The following is a 21,179-nucleotide window of genomic DNA, read 5'->3' as shown; positions in this document are numbered from 1 at the left end:
ACTGGTGTTCTAAATTGGCAAGATTCAAGCAGCTGCATTGCTCGCCCGGGCGTGTCGCCATTCGGCCTCGAACATCCAGGCGATGCAGAGCCCCAGGTCAAAGCCATAGCCACCGCCGACGGTGCTCGGATCGGCAGCGGATGTGGCCTTCTCGACCTCTGCAACCTGGACCGCGGTGTTGAACATCCTGCGCCCAACCACCCGACTCTCCAGCGGCAGCAGCTGAGAGCCGTCGGGCAGGTGGAACGTGAAGGCGGCAGGCCCGCGCATGGCTCCGGCGAAGGCGGCTCCGGTGCGTTCGATGCGCAGCTGGTACTTGTGCACCACGGTGTGGTGGCGACGGCACAGCAGGATGAGATTGTCCATGTCCGTCGCCCCTCCCTGCGACCAGGGCCGGATGTGGTGAGCGTCGCAGCGTCGGCGGTTCCGGCAGCCGGGGAACTGGCAGCAGACGTCGCGCACGCTCAGCGCCAGTCGCCGCCGCCTGCTCATCAGACGCTTCGACCGCCCGAGCATGAGGGCGTCACCTCCGGCGCTCTTGATCACGCCGCTGATGAGCGCCTCACAGCTCAGGCGCTCTGCCGTCGCCGCGGTGATGCCGCCGAATCCCTCGACCCGGCAGGTTGTGTCCGCTCGTCCTTCCTCCGCCCCTGCGGGGACGCCATCTTCAGCCGTCGCCTCTGCTGACATGCCCGACCCGGATTCCGTCCCCGCGGGGACGTCCTCCTCAGCCAGCGTCCCCGCGGGGACGTCTGCCGTGGTCCCCGGCCCTGCAGTCGCCGCCCTTGCCGGGATGCTCACGCGCGGAGGAACAAAGGCAGGGGCGGCCTCCACGGTAGCGCCGCTGCGAGTGACCACCTCGGCGGAGGCGTGAACGAGCAGGCGGGCACGGTCAGCATCGACCGCACCGGCAGGCTCGGCTCGAGGGAAGGCATGGATGATCTCCATCAGGCACATGACCTGGGAGACCGGCTCATACGGCATCTCCTCAGCGCCATCGAGCGCTCCCTCGACTCCACTCTCAGCAGCGTTCTCGGTTCCATCAACTGCTCCGGGTTCTGCCGACTCGGCCGCAGGACGCTCGAGGACCTGACGGGCGGCGTCGAGCATCGTGGCGATCTCCGCCGCGTCATCTTCCTCGAGCTCGATCGTGATGCGGGTCCGGCCGGGCCCCACCTGACGCATGTTCACGCTGTCCTCGGCCAGGGACAGCGGGAACGGCCCGTTGTCGATCTTGTCGGCCAGCTGCTGGTAGTCCCGCGAGATCCGGCTGATCTGGCTGCCCGTGGCCAGAGTCGCCAGGCGCAGCGCCTCATCGTCGCCGATCCGTTCCCCGAGCCGGGTCACCTCTCGCACCTTGGAGAAGCTGATGTCACCGTCTGCGAGACCTTTCCTCACCTTCGGCATCTCACGCAGAGCTGCCGTCACGCGGACGTATTCGCGCGCCGTGTGCATGCTCACCGAGGCCACATGCATCACCCATTCGGTCAGGGTCTTCACGCCGACCCATTCCGCCCACAGCCCCCGACGCTCAACCTCGTCGATGAGTGCGATGACGCGAGCGTGGCAGAAGGAGATGCACGAGATGTTTCGACGGATATCGGTCACGATCTGCTCACAGGTGAGGGTGCTGAGATCCTCGTTGACCTGTTCACCGTTTCGCATGATTCCCCTTCCCATGGCCTTTCGGCCTCCCGGTCCCGCAGCCCCCATGACCACCGACCATGCCTTCACCTTAGAACTCGGCACTGACACGAGAATTCCATTGATGGCAGATCTATGTCATTGAACATCCCCTGGATTCGATTCTCTTTCGTTTTCATTGGAGACACCCGCACTGCCCTGCAAGGCCACCGTCGCCGGCTCCCGCAGATGCGCTCCAGTCAGGTGCGCTCGAGTCAGTGCGCCCGGGTAGGGTGACGTCATGACTGACGGCACAAACGCCACCTCCAGCACTGGCACCTCCGGCGGTTCAGCCCGCGAGACCCCGACGCGGGGGTCCTATGATGCGATCGCGGCGATGTACACCGACTGGTTTGCCGATGAGCTCACCGCCAAGCCGCACGATCGTGCAGTGCTCGGGGCCTTCTCCGAGCTCGTGCTCGCCACCGGTTCCGCCGACGTCCTCGACATCGGCTGCGGGCCCGGACGCATCACCTCGTTCCTCGCGGCCCTCGGACTCACCCCGAGTGGCCTCGACCTCTCCCCTGCCATGGTCGAACTCGCCCGCGGCCTCTATCCGAGCCTCGACTTCACCGTCGGGACGATGACCGCCCTACCCCATGCCGATGATGCGTTCTCCGGGCTCGTCGCCTGGTACTCGATCATCCACATCCCCGATGAGGAGCTCTCGACCGCCTTCGCCGAGGCGGCTCGTGTCCTCCGCCCGGGCGGCTGGTTCCAGTTGGCGTTCCAGCTCGGCGACCGGGTCGATCACTTCTCCGACCTGGCCGGCTTCGACGTCGACCTCGACTTCCACCGACGTTCGATCGACGAGGTGCTCACCGCTCTCGAGCCCCACGGGTTCGCCCCTGTCACCCGTCTCGAACGCGAACCCGACCGAGCCGGGCGCTACCCCGAGGCGACCCGCCAGGGATACCTCCTCGTCCGCAGGACAGAGCGATGAAGAAGTCGACTGCACCAGACGACCCGCCGCAGCGAAAGTATGACCGCACTGTCTGACCGGTGCGCCATGAGGTGAGAAGATGAGGGGGATATGAACATCGACATCGTCTTCCACACTCCCGAGATCCCCGGCAACACCGGCAATGCGATCCGGCTCGCAGCGGTCACTGGTGCCCACCTCCACCTCGTCGAACCGCTCGGCTTCGATCTCACCGATGCGAAGCTGCGCCGGGCCGGTCTCGACTATCACGACCTCGCCCACGTCACCGTCCATCCCTCGATCGCCGAACTGTGGGACCACCTCGGTGATCGTCGGGTGATCGCGTTCAGCACGCATACGACCGATTCCTTTGCTGAGGTGGACTACCAAGATGGGGACGTCCTCCTGTTCGGGCGGGAATCGACAGGGCTGCCCGAGGAGGTTGTCAACGATGAGCACGTGGACATGACGGTGCGCATCCCCATGCTGCCGGCCCGTCGCTCGCTCAACCTCGCGAATTCGGCATCGATCGCCATCTACGAAGCCTGGCGGCAGCACGGATACGCAGGGGCCTGAACCCGCGTAGACTTCTTCGCGTCAGCTTTACCCGAAAGGACCACCATGACCGCCAAAGTGCTCACCGTCGCCGGCTCCGATGTCTCCGGAGGCGCGGGGTTGGAAGCCGATCTGAAGATGTTCGAGGAGTACGGTGCCTTCGGCACCGCCGTCGTCACCTGCATCGTCACGTTCGACCCGAACGACCGCTTCACCCATGTCGTCGAATTCATCGACCCCGAGGTCGTCAATCGCCAGCTCGAGTCCACGCTGGCCGTGCACAGGTTCGACACCATCAAATCCGGCATGCTCGGATCCGTCGACTCGGCGCTGGTCCTGGCCGAGGAGCTCAAGTCCAACGAGCTGCCCTATGTCTTCGATCCGGTGCTCGTGTGCAAGGGAGTCGGCACCATGGTCGATCTCAAGGATCTCTTCGTCGAGAACCTCGTGCCACTGGCGACCGTGATCACCCCGAATCTCGAAGAGGCCGCGACACTGGCCGATCTCGACCCCATCGATTCCGTCGAGGGCATGATCGAGGCGGCGAAGATCATCCATTCCCAGGAAGCACAGAACGTCGTCGTCAAGGGCGGCGCCCGACTGGCCGGCGACGATGCCGTCGACATCCTCTTCGACGGTCAGACTGTGACGACGCTGCGCTCGCGCAAGGTCAACGACAAACTCGTCAACGGAGCGGGATGTTCGTTCGCCTCCTCGATCGCAGCCGGCATCGCCACCGGCCTCGACATCCGCGACGCGGTCATCGCCGCGAAGGAGAAGGTCGCCCACGGAATCGCGAACTGCCTCGACAATGCCACCGGTGTCGCCTCGCTGCTGCACCCGGCGGCCCGGACTCAGCCGTCCCCCGAGGTCAAGGTCACCGTGGACTGAGATCCGTCGAGTTCGTCTGCGTCCCCGCGGGGACGCAGACAGCGAGGCGACTCAGACAGCGAACTGCCCCGCACACCACATGGCGTGCGGGGCAGTTCGTATGATGCTGTCGAACTCGCTGAGGATCAGCGCTTGCCGAAGCCCTTGTAGCGGTCCTTGAACTTCTCCACGCGGCCGGCGGAGTCGAGGATGCGCTGCTTGCCCGTGTAGAACGGATGCGAAGCGGACGAGATCTCGACGTCGATCACGGGGTAGGTGTTGCCGTCTTCCCACTCGATGGTCTTGTCGCTCTGAGCGGTGGAGCGGGTGAGGAACTTGGTGCCGGAGGCCAGATCGTTGAACACGATCGGCGCGTATTCCGGGTGGATGTCCTTCTTCATATTCTTACCTCTGCTGAATTCTTTCAGGCGCCTGGTATGGGTCGGCCCATCTGCCAGTGCCCGAATTCGCCTGCTGGACACGCTCCGAACCGTAGGAACCGGACACGAAGCGACAGTCCAGTCTAACCGATGGGCGCAGGCAAAGCGATTCGACACCGATCTCCTAGACTGTGGCCATGACCACAAAGGAACGCATCTCCACTCAGTTCACCCTTCAGCCGGCCGCGGGTGCTCCCGAACTCCTCGCCGAAGCCACTGCAAACGCACTGTCGACGGTCACCGGCGATGTCGAGGTCTTCGCGATCGACCCGGAGATCGCGGACACCGCTGCCCTGCTCGACGCGGCCGATCTGCCGCCGGCCACCTCGGCGAACTGCGTGCTCGTCGCCGGTTCGCGGTCCGGTGAGGAGCGGATCGCGGCGTGCATGGTGCTCGCGAACGCCCGAGCCGATGTCAACAAACGAGTGAAGAAGCTCCTCGACGTCCGCAAGGCGTCCTTCCTGCCGCTCGAACGCGCGGTCACCGAATCCGGAATGGAGTACGGCGGAATCGGGCCGATCGGGCTTCCCGAGAACTACCGGGTGCTCATCGATTCCCGCGTGGCCGAAGCCACGGAGCTCATCATCGGCTCCGGCATCCGCGGTTCGAAGCTGCTGCTCTCCGGTTCCGCTCTCGCGTCCCTTCCCGGCGCCGAGGTGGTCGAGGGTCTCGCGAACGACATCGACTGACCCCAGCGCGCGGTTGAGGAATCCAATCCTTCGCGCAGTTGAGGATTCCCGCGCTCAGTTCAGCCCGGCCCGTTCGATGACGAAGTCGATGAGCGGGGCGTAGAGGTTGGGAACGACGTCATCGTCCAAAGGGATGGTGGCTTCGATCTGTCCCTGCGCCTCGGCGACGAAGAGCGCCGGATCGTTGCAGTCGGCGTAGCCGATCGTGCGCAGTCCACGGCTCGAGGCCGCTCCGGCCCACCCGTGGTCGGCGACGACGAGATCCGGAGTGCTGCCTCCGCGGGCAGCGAAATCGTCGAGAAGTGCATGCATAGGTTCTGCCAGGTGGGTGTGCGGGCTGCCGCCGTGCAGGTGCCAGGTCCAGACATTGTTGATCTGCCGGACGTCGCCGCCGATCTCGGGCACGGGAATGAGATGATCGCCGGTGTCGATGACCGCGCCGGCAGCCTTCGCGGCCGCCGCGATGGCCATGTGCACGGGAAGCAGGCCCGCCGGGTGGCCGGTCGCGAAGAGGATCCGGCCACGGGCGCGGCTGACGTCGCCGACCGCCTCGGCGAGCCTCTCCAGGGCCGCGATGCACCGGTCGGTGGAGATCGTGTCTACGCCTTCGACGAATTCGGGGTCGGGCCGCAGACCGCAGCGTTCGACCATGAGCGCGAACACGGAATCATAGTCCCAGTCGCGGGTCAGTTCGACACCGAAGTCGAACTGCCGTTCCTGGTCGAGGAACCGGTGGATGTGGGAGAGGTTGTTCTCCCGTGGGGTGGCTACCTCACCGGTGATGCGTCCGGCTTCAAGGGCATGGGCTAAGGTGCTGCGGTCCACTGATCTCCTTATTCGGAACACTTCGAGCCCAGTCGGCTCAACTCAACTCTATACACCGAGGGCCGTCGAACAGTCAGCGAGCTTCACTGCAACTCACTCCGAGGCGGTCGTGAGCATTCGAACGATCAGGGAGGTCATTGAAAGATCACTCATGGCGACCAGAAGCGTCAGTGCGGAAAGAGCGCTGCTGTCGATTACGGAAACCTTCTTGGCGAACCTATAAGAAATCCTTACATGTTGCCTTCTCGTCAGCTCCCCTTCCGAGAACGCCTTCCTCAGATGCATCGTGATGTTCTCTCGAGAAGTCTCGAAAAGCTCAGCTATCTGGTGTTGGGTCAGCCAAACTGTCTCGCCGGTGAGACGAACTTCAATCGATGTCGTTCCGTCGTTCGAACTGAAGAGCTCAATTCTGTCCATGGCACAACACTAAAGGGCGGCACTGACGTAGCCCGTCCGCTACCTCGATGGGGAAACCATATCGGTGACGGTGAGCGGCAGTTCCGCGGCATACGCCCGGTCTGGCACTGGACCACGATCTCTGCCGAACCGATCGTCGGCCTCACAGTCATGGTGCCTTAACCCTCCTGCAGGGCGAAGCAGGTCACCGCCGAGGCGGCTGCGACGTTGAGGGAGTCGACTCCCCCGCTCATGGGGATCATCACGGTCGAATCGCACGCGGCGATCGTCGATCGGTGCAGGCCGTCGCCCTCGGTGCCGAAGACGACCGCGGTCCGTCCCGGGGCCGACGCGGCGAAATCGCGCAGGGCCACTGAGTCCTCCTCGAGCGCGAGGGCCGCGACATGGAAGCCGGCATCCTGCAGGGTGCCGATGCCTCCTGGCCACGAGTCGATGCGTGTCCACGGCACTTGGAACACCGTGCCCATGGATACTCGGATCGATCGCCGATAGAGCGGGTCGGCACAGCGTGGAGTCACGAGCACCGCGTCGACGCCGAAGGCCGCCGCCGAACGGAAGATCGCGCCGACGTTCGTGTGGTCGACGATGTCCTCGATGACGACGATGCGTGTGGCATCGGCGACCAAGTCAGCAGGATCGGGAAGGACCGGTCGGGCCATCGCGGCCAAGGCGCCTCGGTGGAGGTGGAAGCCGGTGAGCGCTTCGACTGCAGCGTCGGTGCCGATGAAGATCGGCACATCAGTGGTCGAGATGATGTCGGCGAGGTCGAACAGCCATTTCGGGCTCGTCAGATAGGACCTGGGCACTATGCCTGTGGCGTGGGCGCGGCGGATGATCTTCGACGATTCGGCGATGAACAGACCCTCGGCAGGTTCGCGGACGCTGCGCAGCGCGACATCGGTCAGCTGCGTGTAGTCGTGCATATCGTCCAGGCCGCCGGCGGCGAGGTCCGCCTCATCGAAGAACCGCAGACGATCTGCGGCGATCCCGAGTTCGTCCGCCCGGTCGATGACCTGCTGCGGGGTCAGCGGTGCCTTGGCCGGCGTGTTCACAGCACTCCCCCGTCTGCAGTCACATTCACTGTCCCGCTCGCTGTTTCACTCACAGTGTGACGATCCGCCAGATCGCGACGAGTCCGAGGATGACGATGACTGTGCGCAGCAGCACCGGTGAGAACCGCCGGCCGATCCGCGCCCCGAAGTACCCGCCGATGAGCGAGCCGATCGCGATGCAGATGACTGCGATCCAGTTGATCCGGTCGTGGCCGACGATGATGTACGTGCTCGCCGAGACCGTGTTGACGAAGAGGACGAGAACGTTCTTCAGCCCGTTGAGCCGCTGCAGATCATCGGGCAGCAGCAGCCCGAGGAGGGCGATAAGGATGATGCCCTGAGCGGCAGCGAAATACCCGCCGTAGATGGCGGTGAGGAAGACGACGAGGAGCACGGCCAGGTAACGGCCGGTCGACAGCGCATCCCCCACCTCGGCGGCGGTGTGCTCGACGCCGGCTTCCTGGGCCCGACGCAGGGACCGGTTCTTCAGATACCGGGAGAGATACGGTTGGCCGACGACCATGATCAGGGCGACGACGAGGAGGACGGGCACGATCGTCTCGAACGCGTCCTCGGGCAGATGCAGGAGCAGATACGCCCCGGTCAGCGACCCCAGCAGGGACGCCGGCACGAAGCCGAGGATTCGTCTCCACTGCCCGCGCAGCTCCTCACGGTATCCGAACGAGGAAGCGATGTTGCCGGGAATGAGGCCCACCGCGTTGCTCATCGTCGACACCACGGGCGGGACCCCGAAGGCCACGAGCGCAGGGAAGGTGATGAGGGTGCCGGAGCCGACGACGGCATTGATGCCGCCTGCCGCGATGCCGGCGAGAACGATCAGACCGATCTGCCACGGTTCGAGACCGATGCTCTGCCACAGCTCCATGCTCAGAGAGTCGAGTGTGCGTGGTAGCGCTGACCGTCGCGGGTGAGCTTGACGTCGATGCCGAACGTCGCGGCGAGGTTGTCCGCCGTGAGCGTGTCCTCGATGGGTCCGGCGGCCAGATCGGTGCCGTCGGCCAGCAGCAGGACATGTGTGACGCCGGCGGGGATCTCCTCGACATGATGAGTGACCATGATCGTCGCCGGTGCCCACTTCGACGACAGGATCTCCGTGAGCGCGCCGAGCAGCTCCTCACGACCGCCGAGGTCGAGACCCGAGGCCGGTTCGTCGAGGAGCAGCAGCTCCGGGTCGGTCATGAGCGCCCGGGCGATCTGGACGCGTTTGCGCTCGCCTTCGGACAGGGTCCCGAAGGTGCGGTCGGTCAGATGGGTGATGTTGAAGGCGGCGAGCAGATCACGGGCCCGGTCGATATCGGCCTGTTCGTACTCCTCGACCCAGCGTCCCGTGACGCCGTATGCGGCGGTGAGCACGGTGTCGAGCACCGCCTCGGAGCTGGGGATCCGGTTGGCCAGCACCGTCGACGCGTAGCCGATGCGCGGGCGCAGTTCGAAGACGTCGACACGCCCGAGCTGCTCCTCGAGAATGCTCACAGCACCCTTCGTCGGGTGCATGCGACCGGCCGCGAGTTCGAGCAGCGTCGTCTTGCCCGCCCCGTTGGGTCCGAGCACGGCCCAATGTTCGCCCTCGGCGACGGTCAGCGAGAAATCGTCGAGAAGGAAGTTCTTCCCCCGACGCACGGACACGGAATCCAAATTCAGGACATCACTCATATCCTCAGACTCTATCGCAGGCGCGCCGTCTATTCTGGTTCGACATGGACCTCACGACCGACTCACTCCTGCTGACCCTGGCGATGAATCATCGTCTGCGCTCGACCCTGCCCCCTGACGAGGTCAGCGCCGCGTTCCTCGACGATGATCGTGATGTTCCTCTCATCGTCGCCGATGAGGTCTTCGACACTTCCGTTCCCACCGGACTGCTGCTGTTCATCGCCGAGGCGGCTGCCGCCGGGATCACGCATGCGCGCTTGGCCCTGCACCACCCGTCCCTGCCGCACACGACTCCCCCGGTCGAGAAGGAATCACGGACGAAGGTGGGTCGGCACAGCGCCCCCGTCGTCCTTCACCGCGGTTCCGAGCAGGCGGCGGTGGCGCTCATCGGCGCCGAGGCGAACGTCGAGATCATCGCGTGCCGTCCCACGCTCTTCCGCCCCGTCACCGTCGGCACCTCCGCCGAGGCGCTGCGCCGCCTGCGCCTGCTCGTGATGGAAGGGCTGACCCTCGTTGAGACCCTCGACGTTCCCCAGGACTGGCGGCAGGGCCCGTGGCGGGACTGGCAGGAAGAGCTGTCGACGACGCATCCGATCTCCCGCCTCATTCCCACCGAGGCCGATTCCAGGGCGATCTACGCGGCCCTGGACATCCACCACCGGATGCGTTCGGTCCTCGCCCCGGCCACGGTCTCCCCGCCGGAGTTCGGAACCCTGCTGTCTCAGCTGCACCCCGCTGCGGCGAACTACATCATGGCAGTGGCTACGATGAACGGGTGAGTGAAACCCAACAGACCGCGCGCAGCGCCCGACCCGTCCAGCTGCTCGTCATGGACGTCGATTCGACGTTCATCAACGAGGAGGTCATCGATCTCATCGCCGCCCACGCGGGAGTCGGTGATGAGGTCGCCGACATCACCGACCGCGCCATGGCCGGCGAACTCGACTTCTCCGCCTCCTTGGCCGAACGTGTGGCGCTGCTCGAGGGGCTGCCGGAGACCGTCCTCGACGAAGTCCGCGAACAGATCACCCTCACCCCCGGTGCCGCCGACCTCGTAGCCGCCGTGCACTCGACCGGCGGTCAAGTGGCTCTGGTGTCCGGAGGATTCACCGCGATCATCGCCCCGGTGGCCGCGGAGCTCGGCATCACCGACGTCTTCGCCAATGGTCTCGGGATCGAGCACAGCCGCCTCACCGGACGCACGAGCGGGCGAGTCATCGACCCGAGTGCGAAGGCGGCGATCTTCGAGGACCTGCTCTCGGCAGGAGGCTTCGACCGAGCGGCCTCGGTGGCGATCGGCGATGGGGCCAATGACATCGGAATGATTCGCGCCGCCGGTCTCGGCATTGCATTCTGCGCCAAGCCCGCCCTCGTCGAGGCTGCCGATGCCTCCGTGACGACACGAGACCTGCGTGAGGTGCTCACGATCATCGAGGCTCGAACCGAAGCCTGAGGGCAAGCAAACGAACATCAAGCAGCGCCAGCGTGGCGCTCTGCTCCGGGACAAGCACAGAGGCCCTCCGACGTCGGTCGGAGGGCCTCAGTTCATCAGATGCGTCGGTTCGGACTCCGTGGCTCACACACCATGGAAGACGCGGATCTGCGGCGCCGGGTACGACCCCGGCTCCACGTCCCAGCTCTCGAGGTCGAAGACCGCGATCGAGGAGGGACGGAACCCGTCCGGAACTCCATGTTCGGGGCTGAGGCGTCCGATCACCTCGGCGACGGTGGGCTGGTGGCCGACGATATAGGCGCATTCGCTGTCCGCGGGGATCGAGTTGATGGCATCGAGCCAGTCCTCGACCTCGCAGGCGTAGAGCGAGCGATCCTCACGCAGCTCGAGGCTGCCGGGTTTCTCAACGCTGCCGCCGGCGGCCCGGTTCACCGCTTCGACGACGGCCTGACCGGTCTGCACGGTGCGACGGGCCTCCGAGGCGATGGCCACATCGGGTGACCAGCGTTCGGCGATCTCGGCTCCGGCCTCGACGGCCTGAGCCAGGCCCTTGGCACTGAGAGACCGTTCGAAGTCGGTCGGACCGTCAGGCTCCGCCTTGGCGTGGCGGGCGAGGATGAGCACGGGCATGTGTCGGGCCTCTCGCGTCGCGTCTCAGGCGCCAGTGGAGTGGAAGCCGCCGTCGACGTGGACCATCTCGCCGGTGGTGGCGGGGAACCAGTCCGAGAGCAGTGCGACGATCGCCTTGCCCGCCGGGGTGGTGTCCTTCTGGTCCCAACCCAGCGGTGCACGGTCGCCCCACATGTCCTCGAGGGTCTCGAAGCCGGGGATCGAGGTCGCAGCGGTGGTCTTGAGCGGACCGGCCGAGACGAGGTTGACGCGCACGCCGTCCTCGCCGACGTACTTCGCGAGGTAGCGGGCGGTGGACTCGAACGCGGCCTTGGCCACGCCCATCCAGTCGTAGACCGGCCAGGAGATCGTCGCGTCGAACGTGAGTCCGACGATGCCGGCACCCTTGTTGAGCACGGGCTTGGCGGCCACGGCGATGGCCTTGAGCGAGTACGCGGAGACGTGGATGGCGCCGGAGACCGACTCCCACGGGGTGTCGAGGAAGACGCCGCCGAGGGCATTCTTCGGCGCGAAGGCGATCGCGTGGACGATGCCGTCGATGTTGCCGCCGAGACGCTCGGGCAGAGCCGCGAGATCCTCGTCGTTCGTGGCGTCGAGTTCGATGACGTTCGGGGTCTGCGGCAGGCGTTCGGCGATGACCTGGGTGATCTTCATCTGCCGACCGAAGCTGGAGAGGATGACTTCGGCACCCTGCTCCTGTGCGATGCGGGCGGCGGCGAAGGCGATCGAGGCCTCGGTGAGCACGCCGGTGACGAGAATGCGCTTTCCGTCAAGAATTCCCATGGTGGTCCTTTCTACAAGGGTTTGCTGATCGTGTGGCTGACGCCGCTTCACGCGGCATCTCTGGTGTGCAGTCTACGGGCTGAGCACGGGCGAGACCGCATCTGACGCGACATGCGTGAGGGTCGAGGCTCAGTGCCCCATGCCGAGGCCGCCGTCGACGGGGATGACGGCACCGGAGATGTAGGCGGCCTCGTCGGAAGCCACCCAGCGCACGACCTTGGCGACTTCGGACGGTTCGGCGAAGCGCTTGGCCGGGATCGTCGCCAGGTACTCCTTCTGCTGCTTCTCGCTGAGCTCGTCGGTCATGTCGGTGCGGATGAAGCCCGGGGCGACGACGTTGGCAGTGATGCCGCGGGAACCGAGTTCGCGGGTGATCGAACGGGCGAGGCCGACGAGACCGGCCTTGGCCGAGGAATAGTTCGCCTGGCCCGGAACGCCGTAGAGACCGGAGACCGAGGAGATGAGCACGATGCGGCCCTTCTTCCCCCGGATCATGTTAGTGATCCCGCGCTTGACGGTGCGGAAGACACCGGTGAGGTTCGTATCGACGACCGCTTCGAAGTCGTCGTCGCTCATCCGCATGAGCAGGTTGTCCCGCGTGATGCCGGCATTGGCCACGACCACCTCGACGGGGCCGAGCTTCTCTTCGATCTCGTCGAAGGCGGCATCGACGGATGCCGAATCGGTGACATCGGCGGACACGGCCAGCGCCCCTTCGGGAGCGTCTCCGTTGCGGGAGGTGACGGCCACCTTGTCGCCATTGGCGATGAACTCCTCGGCGATGGTGCGGCCGATGCCGCGGTTGCCGCCGGTGACGAGGATTGTGCGTGGTTCTGACACGGATGACTCCTGTTGATCGACTGTGTAGGCAAATCTATCGTGGACCAACCTATCCTGTCCCCTGGTCCGTGGATACGTCTCTCACAAAGGACGAGTATCATGTTTGGCAGTCATCGATCGAAGAAGGATATGGTCAGGCACTCGCAACAGATCACCACGGCAGACACCGCCCTTGATGATGACATGAGATCTCGGATCATCAAGTACTCCATCACGATGGGCATCAGGACGGCCTGCTTCGTGGGAGCCTATTTCGCTTTCGTCGCCGACCAGCACGTGATCATGTGGATCTGCGTCGCCGGCGCGGTCGTGTTGCCGTATCCCGCTGTGATCTTCGCCAATGCCGGTCGGGAGCGGACCCGCGACGACGCCGTGGCGCTGCTCGACGAAGCGCCGCGTGCCGAGCTGCCTCCCGCCAGGGGTGAGACGATCGGTGAGGACGGCGCTGTCTCCGACACGATAGACGGTGAGACCGTCGGCGAAGCCGAGTCGGATGAGACAGCCCGCGACGCAGAGTCGGGCGATGACGACCACGAGACCGTTGCCGGTGAAACCATCGCCGGAGAGACGATCGATGACAGCGATGACAGGGGCGACCACGCATGAGCGTCGAGCTCCAGTGCTCGGCCAAGGACTGCCGGGCCTCAGCGACCCGGGCGATTCTGTGGAACAACCCGCGCCTGCACACTCCCGAGCGCAAGAAGACCTGGTTGGCCTGCGACGACCATCTCGACCACCTGCGCGACTTCCTCACGCTTCGGGACTTCTATCTCACTGACGTATCCATCGACGACATTCCGGAGGGCGCAGGTTGAGCCGCTATTCCTTCCTCTTCACCGCACGCTGGCTCAAGTACATCGCCATGGCGATCATCGTCGTCATCGCCTGTGTCTTCCTCGCCCTGTGGCAGAAGGACCGTCGTGAACAGCGTGAGCAGGAGATCGCCACGATCACCGCGAACTATTCCGCCGATCCCGTTGCCGTGGACTCGGTGCTGCCGAACACGGATTCGACCCTGGCCACGACCGAGGAATGGACCCAGGTCCGACTGACCGGTGAGTACGCGGATGCCGACACGGTCCTCGCGCGCAACCGCACCGTCGAGGACCAGCCCGGCTTCTACGTCGTCACCCCCTTCCACATCGCCCAGGGCCCGACGATCGCTGTGGTCAGAGGCTTCACCACCGAAGCGGATTCCGTGCCCGCGGCACCGAAGGGTCGGCAGACCGTCATCGCTCATCTGCAGGCGGCCCAGGACGGGTCCGATGACGACAATCCCCCGGGAATGATCAAGGCCATCGACCCTGCCCGCATCCCCGGGATGGACGACTCCTATACCCACGTCTACGCCGAAGCGTCACCGACGGGCAGTCAGTCATCGACCGGCAGTGATGAGACCGACTCCGGTCTGACTCCGCTGCCGATGCCCGACCTCGATCCCGGCAACCACCTGTCGTATATGCTCCAGTGGTTCGCGTTCGGGATCATGATCATCATCGCTGTCGCGATCTCGGCTCGCCGGGAGCGCAAGGCCACCGCCGAGGCTGCCGAACGCGGCGGCAACGACAACGAACTCGTCGTCATCGATAAGGCCGCCCTCGACGCGGGAGCGAAGATCGGACAGCCGGGCAGCCGCTACGGTCACAACCGCTTCGCCTCCCCCACGGTCCACGGTCAGGCCGAGGCCGAGGAGGACGCGATGCTCGAGGAGCGCTTCAGGCGAGGCTGACGAGGTCGAGGTAGGTGTCGTTCCACAGGTCCTCGTCACCGTCGGGCAGGAGCAGCACCCGGTCGGGATCGAGTGCGGACACCGCTCCCTCATCGTGGGTGACGAGGATGATCGCGCCCTCATAGCGGCGGATGGCCGAGAGGATCTCCTCACGCGAGGCCGGATCGAGGTTGTTCGTCGGCTCGTCGAGGAGGAGGACGTTCGCACTCGAGACGACGAGCGTGGCCAGAGCCAGCCTCGTCTTCTCACCGCCGGAGAGCACCTTGGCGGGTTTGTGCACGTCGTCACCGGAGAACAGGAACGAACCGAGCACGTTGCGCACCGCCGTGTCATCGAGGTGCGGTGAGTTCCGGCTCATGTTCTCCAGCACGCTGCGGTCGAGGTCGAGCGTCTCGTGCTCCTGCGCGTAGTAGCCGAGTTTGAGCCCGTGGCCGGGCACGACCTGGCCCGAATCGGGTTCGTCGAGACCGGCGAGCAGACGCAGCAGCGTCGTCTTGCCCGCACCGTTGTAGCCGAGGATGACGACCCGTGAGCCTTTGTCGATCGCGAGATCGACACCGGTGAAGACCTCGGTGGAGCCGAAGCTGCGCGAGAGTCCCTCGGCAGTCAGCGGCACTCGTCCGCAGTCGGCCGGTGCCGGGAAGCGGAGGTTCGCGACCTTCTCGGTGGCGCGTTCGTCGTCGAGTCCGGCGAGCAGACGTTCCGCACGTTTGGCCATCTGCTGGGCCGCCACGGTCTTCGTCGCCTTCGCCATCATCTTGTTCGCCTGCGCGGTGAGTGCCGAGGCCTTCTTCTCCGCGTTCGCACGTTCGCGGCGGCGTCGACGCTCATCGTCCTCGCGCTGCTTGAGGTAGAGGCGGTAGCCCATCGAGTAGATATCGATGGTCTGGCGGGTGGCGTCGAGGAAGAACACCTTGTTGACGACCTCGTCGATGAGATCGAGGTCGTGGCTGATGACGATGAGTCCGCCCGAATACGCCTTGAGATAGTCACGCAGCCACAGCACGGATTCGGCGTCGAGGTGGTTCGTCGGCTCGTCGAGGATCATCGTGTCGGGGGCGGAGAAGAGGATCCTGGCGAGTTCGACGCGGCGGCGCTGGCCGCCGGAGAGTGTGCCGATCTCCTGACTGATGAGGTCCTCGTCGAGGCCGAGATTCGCCGCGATTGCGAAGGCCTCGGATTCGGCCGCATAGCCGCCCGCAGCGATGAACTCGGCCTCGATGCGCGGGTACCGGTCGATCGCCTTCGTCGCGATCTTCTCATCCGGGGAGGCCATCTGCCGCTCGGCCTTGCGCAGTCGCTTGACGAGGACGTCGAGCTCGCGTGCCGACAGGATCCGCTCGAGGCCGGTGGCCTGCAGGTCGCCGCTGCGCGGGTCCTGGGGCAGATAGCCCACAGTTCCGGAGATCGAGACATCTCCGCTGGTGGCGGGATGTCCTCCCATGATCACCTTCGTCAGCGTGGTCTTCCCGGCACCGTTGCGGCCGACGAGACCGACCCGGTCGCCCTTGTCGACGCGGAACGAGACTTCGGACATGAGCGTGCGGGCACCGACGGCGACCTCGAGGCCTGAGGCCTGAATCATTCGTTCTCCAAACTGCGGCCGATGAGTTCGGCCAGAAATTCCTGCGGGTGGATGTCGCGGGCCTGCGCCCGGGCGACGAGTTCGTCGGCAACAGAAGCGGGCACTCGGCAGGACACGACGGTCGTGGGGGCCGTGTCCGTCGTGGAGGCGTTGCTTGACGACGGCGTCCCCGCGGGGACGTAGCCCGGACCCTCGGGGACTTCCGTGCCCTTCTGATAGGCCGTGGCTGCGGCCCTGGCACGATCGTCGGCGGCTTCGTTCATCGCGTGGTTGTTGTGTCCCTTGACCCATTCGAATTCGACGTCGCGGCCCTTGAGCGCAGAGTCGAGGAGCTCGAGCAGGTCCCGGTTGAGGACCTCTTTGCCGTCGGCCTTCTTCCAGCCCTTGCGCTTCCAGCCCGGCATCCATTTGGTCAGGGCGTTGATGACGTACTGCGAGTCGCAGAAGATCTTGAGGTCCTCATCCGCCTCGGCCGTGGAGTCGAGGAGATCGAGCACGGCCATGAGCTCACCGCGGTTGTTCGTCGCATTCTTCCATCCGCCGGCGTGCCAGCAGCCGTCGTCGACGTACCAGGCCCACCCGGCGGGTCCGGGGTTGCCGAGGGCGGACCCGTCTGCGGCAGCGATGATCGTCAATTGGTCTCCTTGGAAAGTCGGCTCCCATTCTTTCACGTCGGAGCCGGGAGCCCGCATTCAGGGGCGGTGATCTGCATGACCGTCACCTCATGGACGCCCAACGATGACAAGCGCCGAGGTGGGGCCTCCTGATCAGGGTGGCCCCACCTCGGCGATGGGATCGGTGATGTCCCCGCGGGGACGTTCAGTCCGGTCGAATGGACGGACTCAGATGTTGAAGCCGAGGGCACGCATCTGTTCGCGGCCGTCCTCGGTGATCTTCTCGGGGCCCCATGGCGGCATCCAGACCCAGTTACTCTGCCCCTGTGCATCGGTCATCGTGCCCTCTGACCTGGTGTTTCGACGGACTCATGCAGCAGTATTGTCTATAAATCCGCACAAAATCCCGCACAGTGTTGGGAAACAGAGACGATTTGGGCGCGTCAGGGTGCCAGAGGGTGACCACGGGCGATCGCTGACTCCGATGTTGAGAGAGGAAACCTGGCATGCAGAGATAGCATGGTCTCACCCGTACTCCCGCAAGAGGTCCTGAGCGCGGGCCGTGACCTCGTCGGCGCGGGCGAAGATCGCCTCCATATCTGCGTAGCTAAGCTCGCGGACGGGAGCCCGCGGCTTCGGCTCCGGGGCGGGCACCGGCTCTGAGCCCTCGAGCACGACGGACATCGCGTTGATGATCATCGAGAGCGACGACGGGTGCACCGAGGAGTAGCCGTCGATCCACCCCCAGCGATCGATCGACGGCAGCATGCCGATGCACATTCGCCAGTCCGGGCTCGTGTCAGGTAGTTCGTGCCGGTGACCCTGCGTGTTCCCGTCCCGTCGGTGCGCCAGCGACCGGACGGCGGCCTGCGACCACCCGTTGTTCGTGCCGATGATCTCCAGCCACGACCAGACGGCGCACGCGGGGCACGAACTGGTGTCGTCGGCGACGCCGATGCGATCACGCAGATGCTCGAGATCTGCTGGCCGGAGACTTCTGACCTCTGCTCGATTCAAGCCGAGGCCTCCGTGGGCGGACGGTGCGACGAGCACCGCAGCGAAGAGCATCCGACGAAGCCTCAGGCGAAGTGGCCAGCTGGTCGTCCAGTCCTGGATCATCACGTCGGTCCGGGAGATCAGGCGGTGCAACGAAGACGAGTCGGCCCGGTGCTCGCGCGGCCACGCCGGCGCTTCGGTACCGACCGGCGCAATTGCTCTGCGCAGCTTCGACAGGGTCATTTTCGAAGGTCGCGCCTGTCGAGAGAACTGCATGAGCGAAGTCTCGTTGATCTTGTCTTCGGCTACGCCGGCGGCGTAGCACCAGTCGGTCCAGAGTTCGGGCAGTGCGTCGATGGCCGTCATGTCACCAGATTGCCATGGGATCCCGTAAACGTGCTCATGAGTAGAAAACTGGGCAGCTTGGGCGCATAATAGAACGCGTGATCGAATCTAATCGACATGGGACAGCGACATGGAGATACTGGCAGAAAGTTCTTAATGCGCTCCCGGCGCGAGATCTCCCGGATCGACGACCCATCTCCATCCGGGCTCGGTTCGTGTTTGCTGATGATGGCGAACAATGGCTTGACGGCGAGGCGCTGCGTCTTGACGCCGGTGCCGCAATTTTCGTTCGGACGCGCGATCGACGGGTGAATACGCTCGGCAAGTGGCTACATCCTGATGACGTGTGGTGGGAGGGCAAGTCCGGCAACTAGTTTCCACGAGAAGCATGCACGAGGGCCCACGCAGGTTTCGTCATCGACAACCGTATGCATCCGGTGCATGCTACTTGATACCGTACGGATCGCCCGGTCGCTGTCGATATTCGTGGATGAATCCAGACACAGCTGTGTACGAGCGCTTCAAGAGCACAGCGCGTTCGGCAATCGATAGATCAGTACGCGTGAAAGCGATCTCCGCGTCGTCGCGGGTCCACCTTTTCCATTGATTCTGTGCAAACGACCGACCGTATTCTCCAACCGATGGTCGTACGCCCCAGGCCCGGAACCATTTGCCCATCGTTGATTCGTTCACACCCAACGAGGCCGCGATGTCAGCGATGCTTTCACCGGCCTCACGGCGTTGCGTCGCTTCCGTACGCACTAGCTCCTTCGTTTCCCGAGTCGTATATCGCCGGGTACTGTTCGGGCCGAGCCCGCGCTTGTACCTGGCGTAGCACCTTTCGCACAGGCCCCGCGCCACGGCGTCTCGATCGCACCACACGACCGCGCAGACGCTCACGGTGAACTCATCGTCGAGAACATATGTTCAGGATAGCCGCGCCACCACACTGATGCCCCGATGTGACGAGAGCTATTTCATGCCGCCTCCGGCTCACGCGACACTTCGTCGCGTCCATGCCCCGATAAGCGCACTTACCAGACACCCGACCGGTTGCCCCATGACTGATCGGTGGTCGGTGGGAGACACTGGAGTCATGAGCGTGGTAAGCGGAATCGGGCGGCGGACGCACCTGGCGGCGGTCGGCGCGCCGCCGAGGATCCTGGACCCTCAGATCGATGACGAGCTCGAGGAGCTGGAGGAGGTCTCGCGCGGACTGGAGGCGCACACGCTCTCGGGCAACACCCGAAAGGCCTACGACAAGGCGTGGCGCTCATTCGAGTCCTTCTGCGAGACGCACTCACTCGAGCCTCTCCCCGCTCACCCGGAGTCGGTGCGCTGGTACGTCGCGTGGATGTCGACACAGGTCGACGAGTGGGGGTCTCCCCGCTTCGCGACAGCGACCATCCGGCAGTACTTGGCAGGGGTGGCGAGTCGTCACGTGAGGGACGGCTACCTCGATCCGACCGGGCACCGTGCGGTGGCCGACCTCGTCCGGGGCCTGGCGAAGCTCCGTGCCGTTCGACCGAAGCGGAAGAGGCCGCTGCTGCGCGACGACGTCGTGCGGATCATCGCGGCGATGGATCACGACGCCTACCCGGACGGCGTGTCCGCGGCTCGGGACGCGGCCGCCCTCTGGCTCGGGTTCGCCGGCGCGATGCGGCGCTCCGAGGCGGCGTCTCTGCGACTGAAGTCCCTGGAGCTGCATCCGCAGGACGGCATCCATGTCCGAGTGGGCGCGTCGAAAGCTGATCAGGCCGGGGAGCTGCCGGACGTGGTGGTCCTGCCCTTCGGGTCGACGCCGAGCACCTGCGCTCCGTGCGCGGTGCACCGCTGGATCCGTCTGGTCGGCGTCGCCGGGATCGACGACGCACGGGCTCGCCGGCGGGAGACGATGCGGCAGTTGTACGCCTACGACCTCGATGTGCACGTCTGCGGAGTCGAGGGTGCGGCCGGCCTGATCAGCAGCGCTGACCTTGCCTCCGGGGCCCCGCTGCTGCGGGCGACCTACCGCAATCGGAAGGACGCGCGGATCCACGGGGACGGCATCAGCGGCGACGCGCTGCACACGATGCTGGCCCGGCGCATGTCCGAGGCGGGCATGGACCCCTCGGCCTACGGGTTCCATTCGCTGAGGGCAGGCCACGTCACGCAGGCGCGACGCAACGGAGCCACCACCGAGGAGATCATGCGCGCTGGCCGATGGAGCCGTGCCGAAACAGTGGACGTCTACGACCGGGAGTTCAACCCGGCGGCGCGCAACAGTGTCATGCGCCTGGGACTGTAGGGGGCTGCTGCCCGTCCTCGTCGGGGACCCGGTCGTCAATCGCCTGGGCGAGATCGGGGTCGAGGTCCGTAGGGCCTGAACGGAGCTCGTCCCCTTGGCCAGTCAGGCGCTGGACGAGGCGGGTCAGGCGCTCCACCTCCGTGCGCTGGTCCTCCCACTGCTGCTTCGCCAGAGCAAGCTCAGCGAGGGTCGTCTGGATCGTCTCCTCGTTGTCACGAGCGGCGTCGCGGCTGAGAAGGGCGATGAGCGGTACGCCCAGCGCCATGGCCGCGGTGACGGCCTCGTCGAGGCGCACCGCCCGGGTCTGCTGCTCGATCCTCGTGATGGCCGTCGACTCGACGTTCTGGCCGAGCAGGGACGCCATCCTCCTCGCCAACTCGGCCTGGCTGATGCTCAGGCGCTCTCGCTCTTGACGTAGGCGGCGGGCGAAGACATCCGAGGGCAGAGGGTTCATGGATTCGCGGGGCTCCTGTCGCATCAGAATCGGCTTGGACCGAGGTGGGCGGGGTCCGGCTCGTTCGACCAGAACCAGGCTCGTCGTGCAGTTTTCGCATGATGACAACCGCCTCACTGCGGATTCTACATGAGTCGGATGCGTCGCACTTGGCGACGTTTTGGCTCGTATACGAGGACAACTCGACAGCTGACTCCGCATTGCGTCTGATTCGCCGTCCGAGTGGTTCTATGACTGGCCTGTCGAATGGGATAGATTGGTCAATGCAGAAGTGCACGTATACGAGCCGGCGAGAGGAAGCACTGCATGCGACACGCAGGCGGCACCCTCTTCATC

General features: G+C 65.2%; 24 protein-coding genes and 1 pseudogene. 10 read left to right on the top strand and 15 right to left on the bottom strand.

Annotation, left to right across the window (positions count from 1 at the left end):
- Positions 1-24: 24 nt before the first annotated feature.
- Entirely contained in the window at positions 25-1,665 is a 1,641-nt protein-coding gene (locus HK401_RS05805) for an HNH endonuclease signature motif containing protein (protein ID WP_181273708.1), read from the bottom strand.
- A 259-nt stretch (positions 1,666-1,924) separates the two neighbouring features.
- Here HK401_RS05805 and HK401_RS05800 point away from each other — a divergent pair, with 259 nt between their 5' ends.
- The 3 genes from HK401_RS05800 (at position 1,925) to HK401_RS05790 (ending at position 4,051) form a co-directional block, all read left to right on the top strand.
- Positions 1,925-2,626 carry a class I SAM-dependent methyltransferase gene (locus HK401_RS05800; protein ID WP_181273707.1) on the top strand — a complete coding sequence of 234 codons (702 nt, stop codon included), beginning with the start codon at positions 1,925-1,927 and terminating at the stop codon, positions 2,624-2,626.
- Positions 2,627-2,716: 90 nt separating this feature from the next.
- Positions 2,717-3,181 (top strand): tRNA (cytidine(34)-2'-O)-methyltransferase, encoded by a 465-nt coding sequence (locus HK401_RS05795; RefSeq protein ID WP_181273706.1) that lies wholly within the window; start codon positions 2,717-2,719, stop codon positions 3,179-3,181.
- A gap of 45 nt (positions 3,182-3,226) precedes the next feature.
- The gene (locus tag HK401_RS05790) at positions 3,227-4,051 is read left to right on the top strand and encodes a PfkB family carbohydrate kinase (RefSeq protein ID WP_181273705.1); all 825 of its coding nucleotides are present in this window, start codon (positions 3,227-3,229) and stop codon (positions 4,049-4,051) included.
- A gap of 125 nt (positions 4,052-4,176) precedes the next feature.
- Here the strand turns inward: HK401_RS05790 and HK401_RS05785 are convergent, their stop codons facing one another.
- Positions 4,177-4,431: a type B 50S ribosomal protein L31 gene (locus HK401_RS05785; RefSeq protein ID WP_181273704.1), complete on the bottom strand. Its 255-nt coding sequence runs from the start codon at positions 4,429-4,431 to the stop codon at positions 4,177-4,179.
- Between the two features lie 176 nt (positions 4,432-4,607).
- Between HK401_RS05785 and HK401_RS05780 the strand changes: the two genes are divergently transcribed.
- Entirely contained in the window at positions 4,608-5,159 is a 552-nt protein-coding gene (locus HK401_RS05780) for a YbaK/EbsC family protein (protein ID WP_181273703.1), read from the top strand.
- 54 nt (positions 5,160-5,213) lie between these two features.
- On the opposite strand, the gene HK401_RS05775 is transcribed toward HK401_RS05780, so the two are convergent.
- From HK401_RS05775 to HK401_RS05755, 5 genes are all read right to left on the bottom strand, one after another.
- Positions 5,214-5,984, bottom strand: a complete 771-nt coding sequence (locus tag HK401_RS05775; protein WP_181273702.1) for a phosphatase — start codon at positions 5,982-5,984, stop codon at positions 5,214-5,216.
- A 93-nt stretch (positions 5,985-6,077) separates the two neighbouring features.
- On the bottom strand, positions 6,078-6,401 hold the full coding sequence (locus HK401_RS05770) for a virulence RhuM family protein (RefSeq protein ID WP_181273701.1): 324 nt from the start codon (positions 6,399-6,401) through the stop codon (positions 6,078-6,080).
- A 158-nt stretch (positions 6,402-6,559) separates the two neighbouring features.
- A complete protein-coding gene (locus tag HK401_RS05765) occupies positions 6,560-7,453 on the bottom strand; it encodes a TrmH family RNA methyltransferase (protein ID WP_181273700.1) in 894 nt (297 codons plus the stop codon).
- Positions 7,454-7,502: 49 nt separating this feature from the next.
- Positions 7,503-8,339, bottom strand: coding sequence for a sulfite exporter TauE/SafE family protein (locus HK401_RS05760; RefSeq protein ID WP_181273699.1), 837 nt, complete (start codon positions 8,337-8,339; stop codon positions 7,503-7,505).
- A gap of 2 nt (positions 8,340-8,341) precedes the next feature.
- Positions 8,342-9,127, bottom strand: coding sequence for an ABC transporter ATP-binding protein (locus HK401_RS05755; protein WP_181273698.1), 786 nt, complete (start codon positions 9,125-9,127; stop codon positions 8,342-8,344).
- Positions 9,128-9,171: 44 nt separating this feature from the next.
- On the opposite strand from HK401_RS05755, the gene HK401_RS05750 reads away from it, so the two are divergent.
- A complete protein-coding gene (locus HK401_RS05750) occupies positions 9,172-9,906 on the top strand; it encodes a hypothetical protein (protein WP_181273697.1) in 735 nt (244 codons plus the stop codon).
- Entirely contained in the window at positions 9,903-10,580 is a 678-nt protein-coding gene (serB, locus tag HK401_RS05745; RefSeq protein WP_309135914.1) for a phosphoserine phosphatase SerB, read from the top strand. The genes HK401_RS05750 and serB overlap by 4 nt, the downstream gene beginning before the upstream one ends.
- A 123-nt stretch (positions 10,581-10,703) precedes the next feature.
- Here the strand turns inward: serB and HK401_RS05740 are convergent, their stop codons facing one another.
- From HK401_RS05740 to HK401_RS05730, 3 genes are all read right to left on the bottom strand, one after another.
- The gene (locus tag HK401_RS05740) at positions 10,704-11,210 is read right to left on the bottom strand and encodes a SixA phosphatase family protein (protein WP_181273696.1); all 507 of its coding nucleotides are present in this window, start codon (positions 11,208-11,210) and stop codon (positions 10,704-10,706) included.
- A gap of 24 nt (positions 11,211-11,234) precedes the next feature.
- A complete protein-coding gene (gene fabI / locus HK401_RS05735) occupies positions 11,235-11,993 on the bottom strand; it encodes an enoyl-ACP reductase FabI (RefSeq protein ID WP_181273695.1) in 759 nt (252 codons plus the stop codon).
- A gap of 129 nt (positions 11,994-12,122) precedes the next feature.
- Positions 12,123-12,833: a beta-ketoacyl-ACP reductase gene (locus HK401_RS05730; RefSeq protein WP_181273694.1), complete on the bottom strand. Its 711-nt coding sequence runs from the start codon at positions 12,831-12,833 to the stop codon at positions 12,123-12,125.
- A gap of 99 nt (positions 12,834-12,932) precedes the next feature.
- Between HK401_RS05730 and HK401_RS05725 the strand changes: the two genes are divergently transcribed.
- Genes HK401_RS05725 through HK401_RS05715 form a run of 3 tightly spaced genes read left to right on the top strand, consistent with a single transcriptional unit; the run spans position 12,933 to position 14,562 of the window.
- A complete protein-coding gene (locus HK401_RS05725; RefSeq protein WP_309135913.1) occupies positions 12,933-13,439 on the top strand; it encodes a DUF3099 domain-containing protein in 507 nt (168 codons plus the stop codon).
- Positions 13,436-13,648, top strand: coding sequence for a hypothetical protein (locus HK401_RS05720; protein WP_181273692.1), 213 nt, complete (start codon positions 13,436-13,438; stop codon positions 13,646-13,648). The genes HK401_RS05725 and HK401_RS05720 overlap by 4 nt, the downstream gene beginning before the upstream one ends.
- Positions 13,645-14,562, top strand: a complete 918-nt coding sequence (locus HK401_RS05715) for an SURF1 family cytochrome oxidase biogenesis protein (protein WP_181273691.1) — start codon at positions 13,645-13,647, stop codon at positions 14,560-14,562. Before HK401_RS05720 ends, HK401_RS05715 begins: the two co-directional genes overlap by 4 nt.
- On the opposite strand, the gene HK401_RS05710 is transcribed toward HK401_RS05715, so the two are convergent.
- The 4 genes and pseudogenes from HK401_RS05710 to HK401_RS05695 form a co-directional block, all read right to left on the bottom strand.
- The gene (locus tag HK401_RS05710) at positions 14,549-16,147 is read right to left on the bottom strand and encodes an ABC-F family ATP-binding cassette domain-containing protein (RefSeq protein WP_181273690.1); all 1,599 of its coding nucleotides are present in this window, start codon (positions 16,145-16,147) and stop codon (positions 14,549-14,551) included. The two genes, HK401_RS05715 and HK401_RS05710, sit on opposite strands and share 14 nt — an antisense overlap.
- Complete coding sequence (locus HK401_RS05705; protein WP_181273689.1) at positions 16,144-16,782, bottom strand: ribonuclease H family protein; 639 nt, start codon at positions 16,780-16,782, stop codon at positions 16,144-16,146. Before HK401_RS05705 ends, HK401_RS05710 begins: the two co-directional genes overlap by 4 nt.
- A gap of 207 nt (positions 16,783-16,989) precedes the next feature.
- A pseudogene (locus HK401_RS05700) lies at positions 16,990-17,076 on the bottom strand (metal-sulfur cluster biosynthetic enzyme); the annotation flags it as partial.
- 210 nt (positions 17,077-17,286) lie between these two features.
- Entirely contained in the window at positions 17,287-18,123 is an 837-nt protein-coding gene (locus tag HK401_RS05695) for a hypothetical protein (protein WP_181273688.1), read from the bottom strand.
- Positions 18,124-19,198: 1,075 nt separating this feature from the next.
- Between HK401_RS05695 and HK401_RS05690 the strand changes: the two genes are divergently transcribed.
- The gene (locus HK401_RS05690; protein ID WP_181273687.1) at positions 19,199-20,389 is read left to right on the top strand and encodes a site-specific integrase; all 1,191 of its coding nucleotides are present in this window, start codon (positions 19,199-19,201) and stop codon (positions 20,387-20,389) included.
- Here HK401_RS05690 and HK401_RS05685 read toward each other — a convergent pair.
- Positions 20,370-20,843, bottom strand: coding sequence for a helix-turn-helix domain-containing protein (locus HK401_RS05685; protein WP_181273686.1), 474 nt, complete (start codon positions 20,841-20,843; stop codon positions 20,370-20,372). The genes HK401_RS05690 and HK401_RS05685 overlap by 20 nt on opposite strands.
- Between the last annotated feature and the right edge of the window lie 336 nt (positions 20,844-21,179).

The sequence above is a fragment of the Brevibacterium oceani genome (genome assembly GCF_013623835.1).
GTDB classification, from domain to species: domain Bacteria; phylum Actinomycetota; class Actinomycetes; order Actinomycetales; family Brevibacteriaceae; genus Brevibacterium; species Brevibacterium oceani.
Note: the sequence above shows the minus strand (reverse complement) of the source record. Positions and strands in the feature narration are given on the sequence as shown.

Bases quoted from the DNA above. Each gene is read 5' to 3' on its own strand.
- HK401_RS05805 (WP_181273708.1), bottom strand. From the start codon at position 1,665: ATGCGAAACGGTGAACAGGTCAACGAGGATCTCAGCACCCTCACCTGT.
- HK401_RS05800 (WP_181273707.1), top strand. From the start codon at position 1,925: ATGACTGACGGCACAAACGCCACCTCCAGCACTGGCACCTCCGGCGGT.
- HK401_RS05795 (WP_181273706.1), top strand. From the start codon at position 2,717: ATGAACATCGACATCGTCTTCCACACTCCCGAGATCCCCGGCAACACC.
- HK401_RS05790 (WP_181273705.1), top strand. From the start codon at position 3,227: ATGACCGCCAAAGTGCTCACCGTCGCCGGCTCCGATGTCTCCGGAGGC.
- HK401_RS05785 (WP_181273704.1), bottom strand. From the start codon at position 4,431: ATGAAGAAGGACATCCACCCGGAATACGCGCCGATCGTGTTCAACGAT.
- HK401_RS05780 (WP_181273703.1), top strand. From the start codon at position 4,608: ATGACCACAAAGGAACGCATCTCCACTCAGTTCACCCTTCAGCCGGCC.
- HK401_RS05770 (WP_181273701.1), bottom strand. From the start codon at position 6,401: ATGGACAGAATTGAGCTCTTCAGTTCGAACGACGGAACGACATCGATT.
- HK401_RS05760 (WP_181273699.1), bottom strand. From the start codon at position 8,339: ATGGAGCTGTGGCAGAGCATCGGTCTCGAACCGTGGCAGATCGGTCTG.
- HK401_RS05755 (WP_181273698.1), bottom strand. From the start codon at position 9,127: ATGAGTGATGTCCTGAATTTGGATTCCGTGTCCGTGCGTCGGGGGAAG.
- HK401_RS05750 (WP_181273697.1), top strand. From the start codon at position 9,172: ATGGACCTCACGACCGACTCACTCCTGCTGACCCTGGCGATGAATCAT.
- HK401_RS05740 (WP_181273696.1), bottom strand. From the start codon at position 11,210: ATGCCCGTGCTCATCCTCGCCCGCCACGCCAAGGCGGAGCCTGACGGT.
- fabI (WP_181273695.1), bottom strand. From the start codon at position 11,993: ATGGGAATTCTTGACGGAAAGCGCATTCTCGTCACCGGCGTGCTCACC.
- HK401_RS05725 (WP_309135913.1), top strand. From the start codon at position 12,933: ATGTTTGGCAGTCATCGATCGAAGAAGGATATGGTCAGGCACTCGCAA.
- HK401_RS05720 (WP_181273692.1), top strand. From the start codon at position 13,436: ATGAGCGTCGAGCTCCAGTGCTCGGCCAAGGACTGCCGGGCCTCAGCG.
- HK401_RS05710 (WP_181273690.1), bottom strand. From the start codon at position 16,147: ATGATTCAGGCCTCAGGCCTCGAGGTCGCCGTCGGTGCCCGCACGCTC.
- HK401_RS05695 (WP_181273688.1), bottom strand. From the start codon at position 18,123: ATGACGGCCATCGACGCACTGCCCGAACTCTGGACCGACTGGTGCTAC.
- HK401_RS05690 (WP_181273687.1), top strand. From the start codon at position 19,199: ATGAGCGTGGTAAGCGGAATCGGGCGGCGGACGCACCTGGCGGCGGTC.
- HK401_RS05685 (WP_181273686.1), bottom strand. From the start codon at position 20,843: ATGAACCCTCTGCCCTCGGATGTCTTCGCCCGCCGCCTACGTCAAGAG.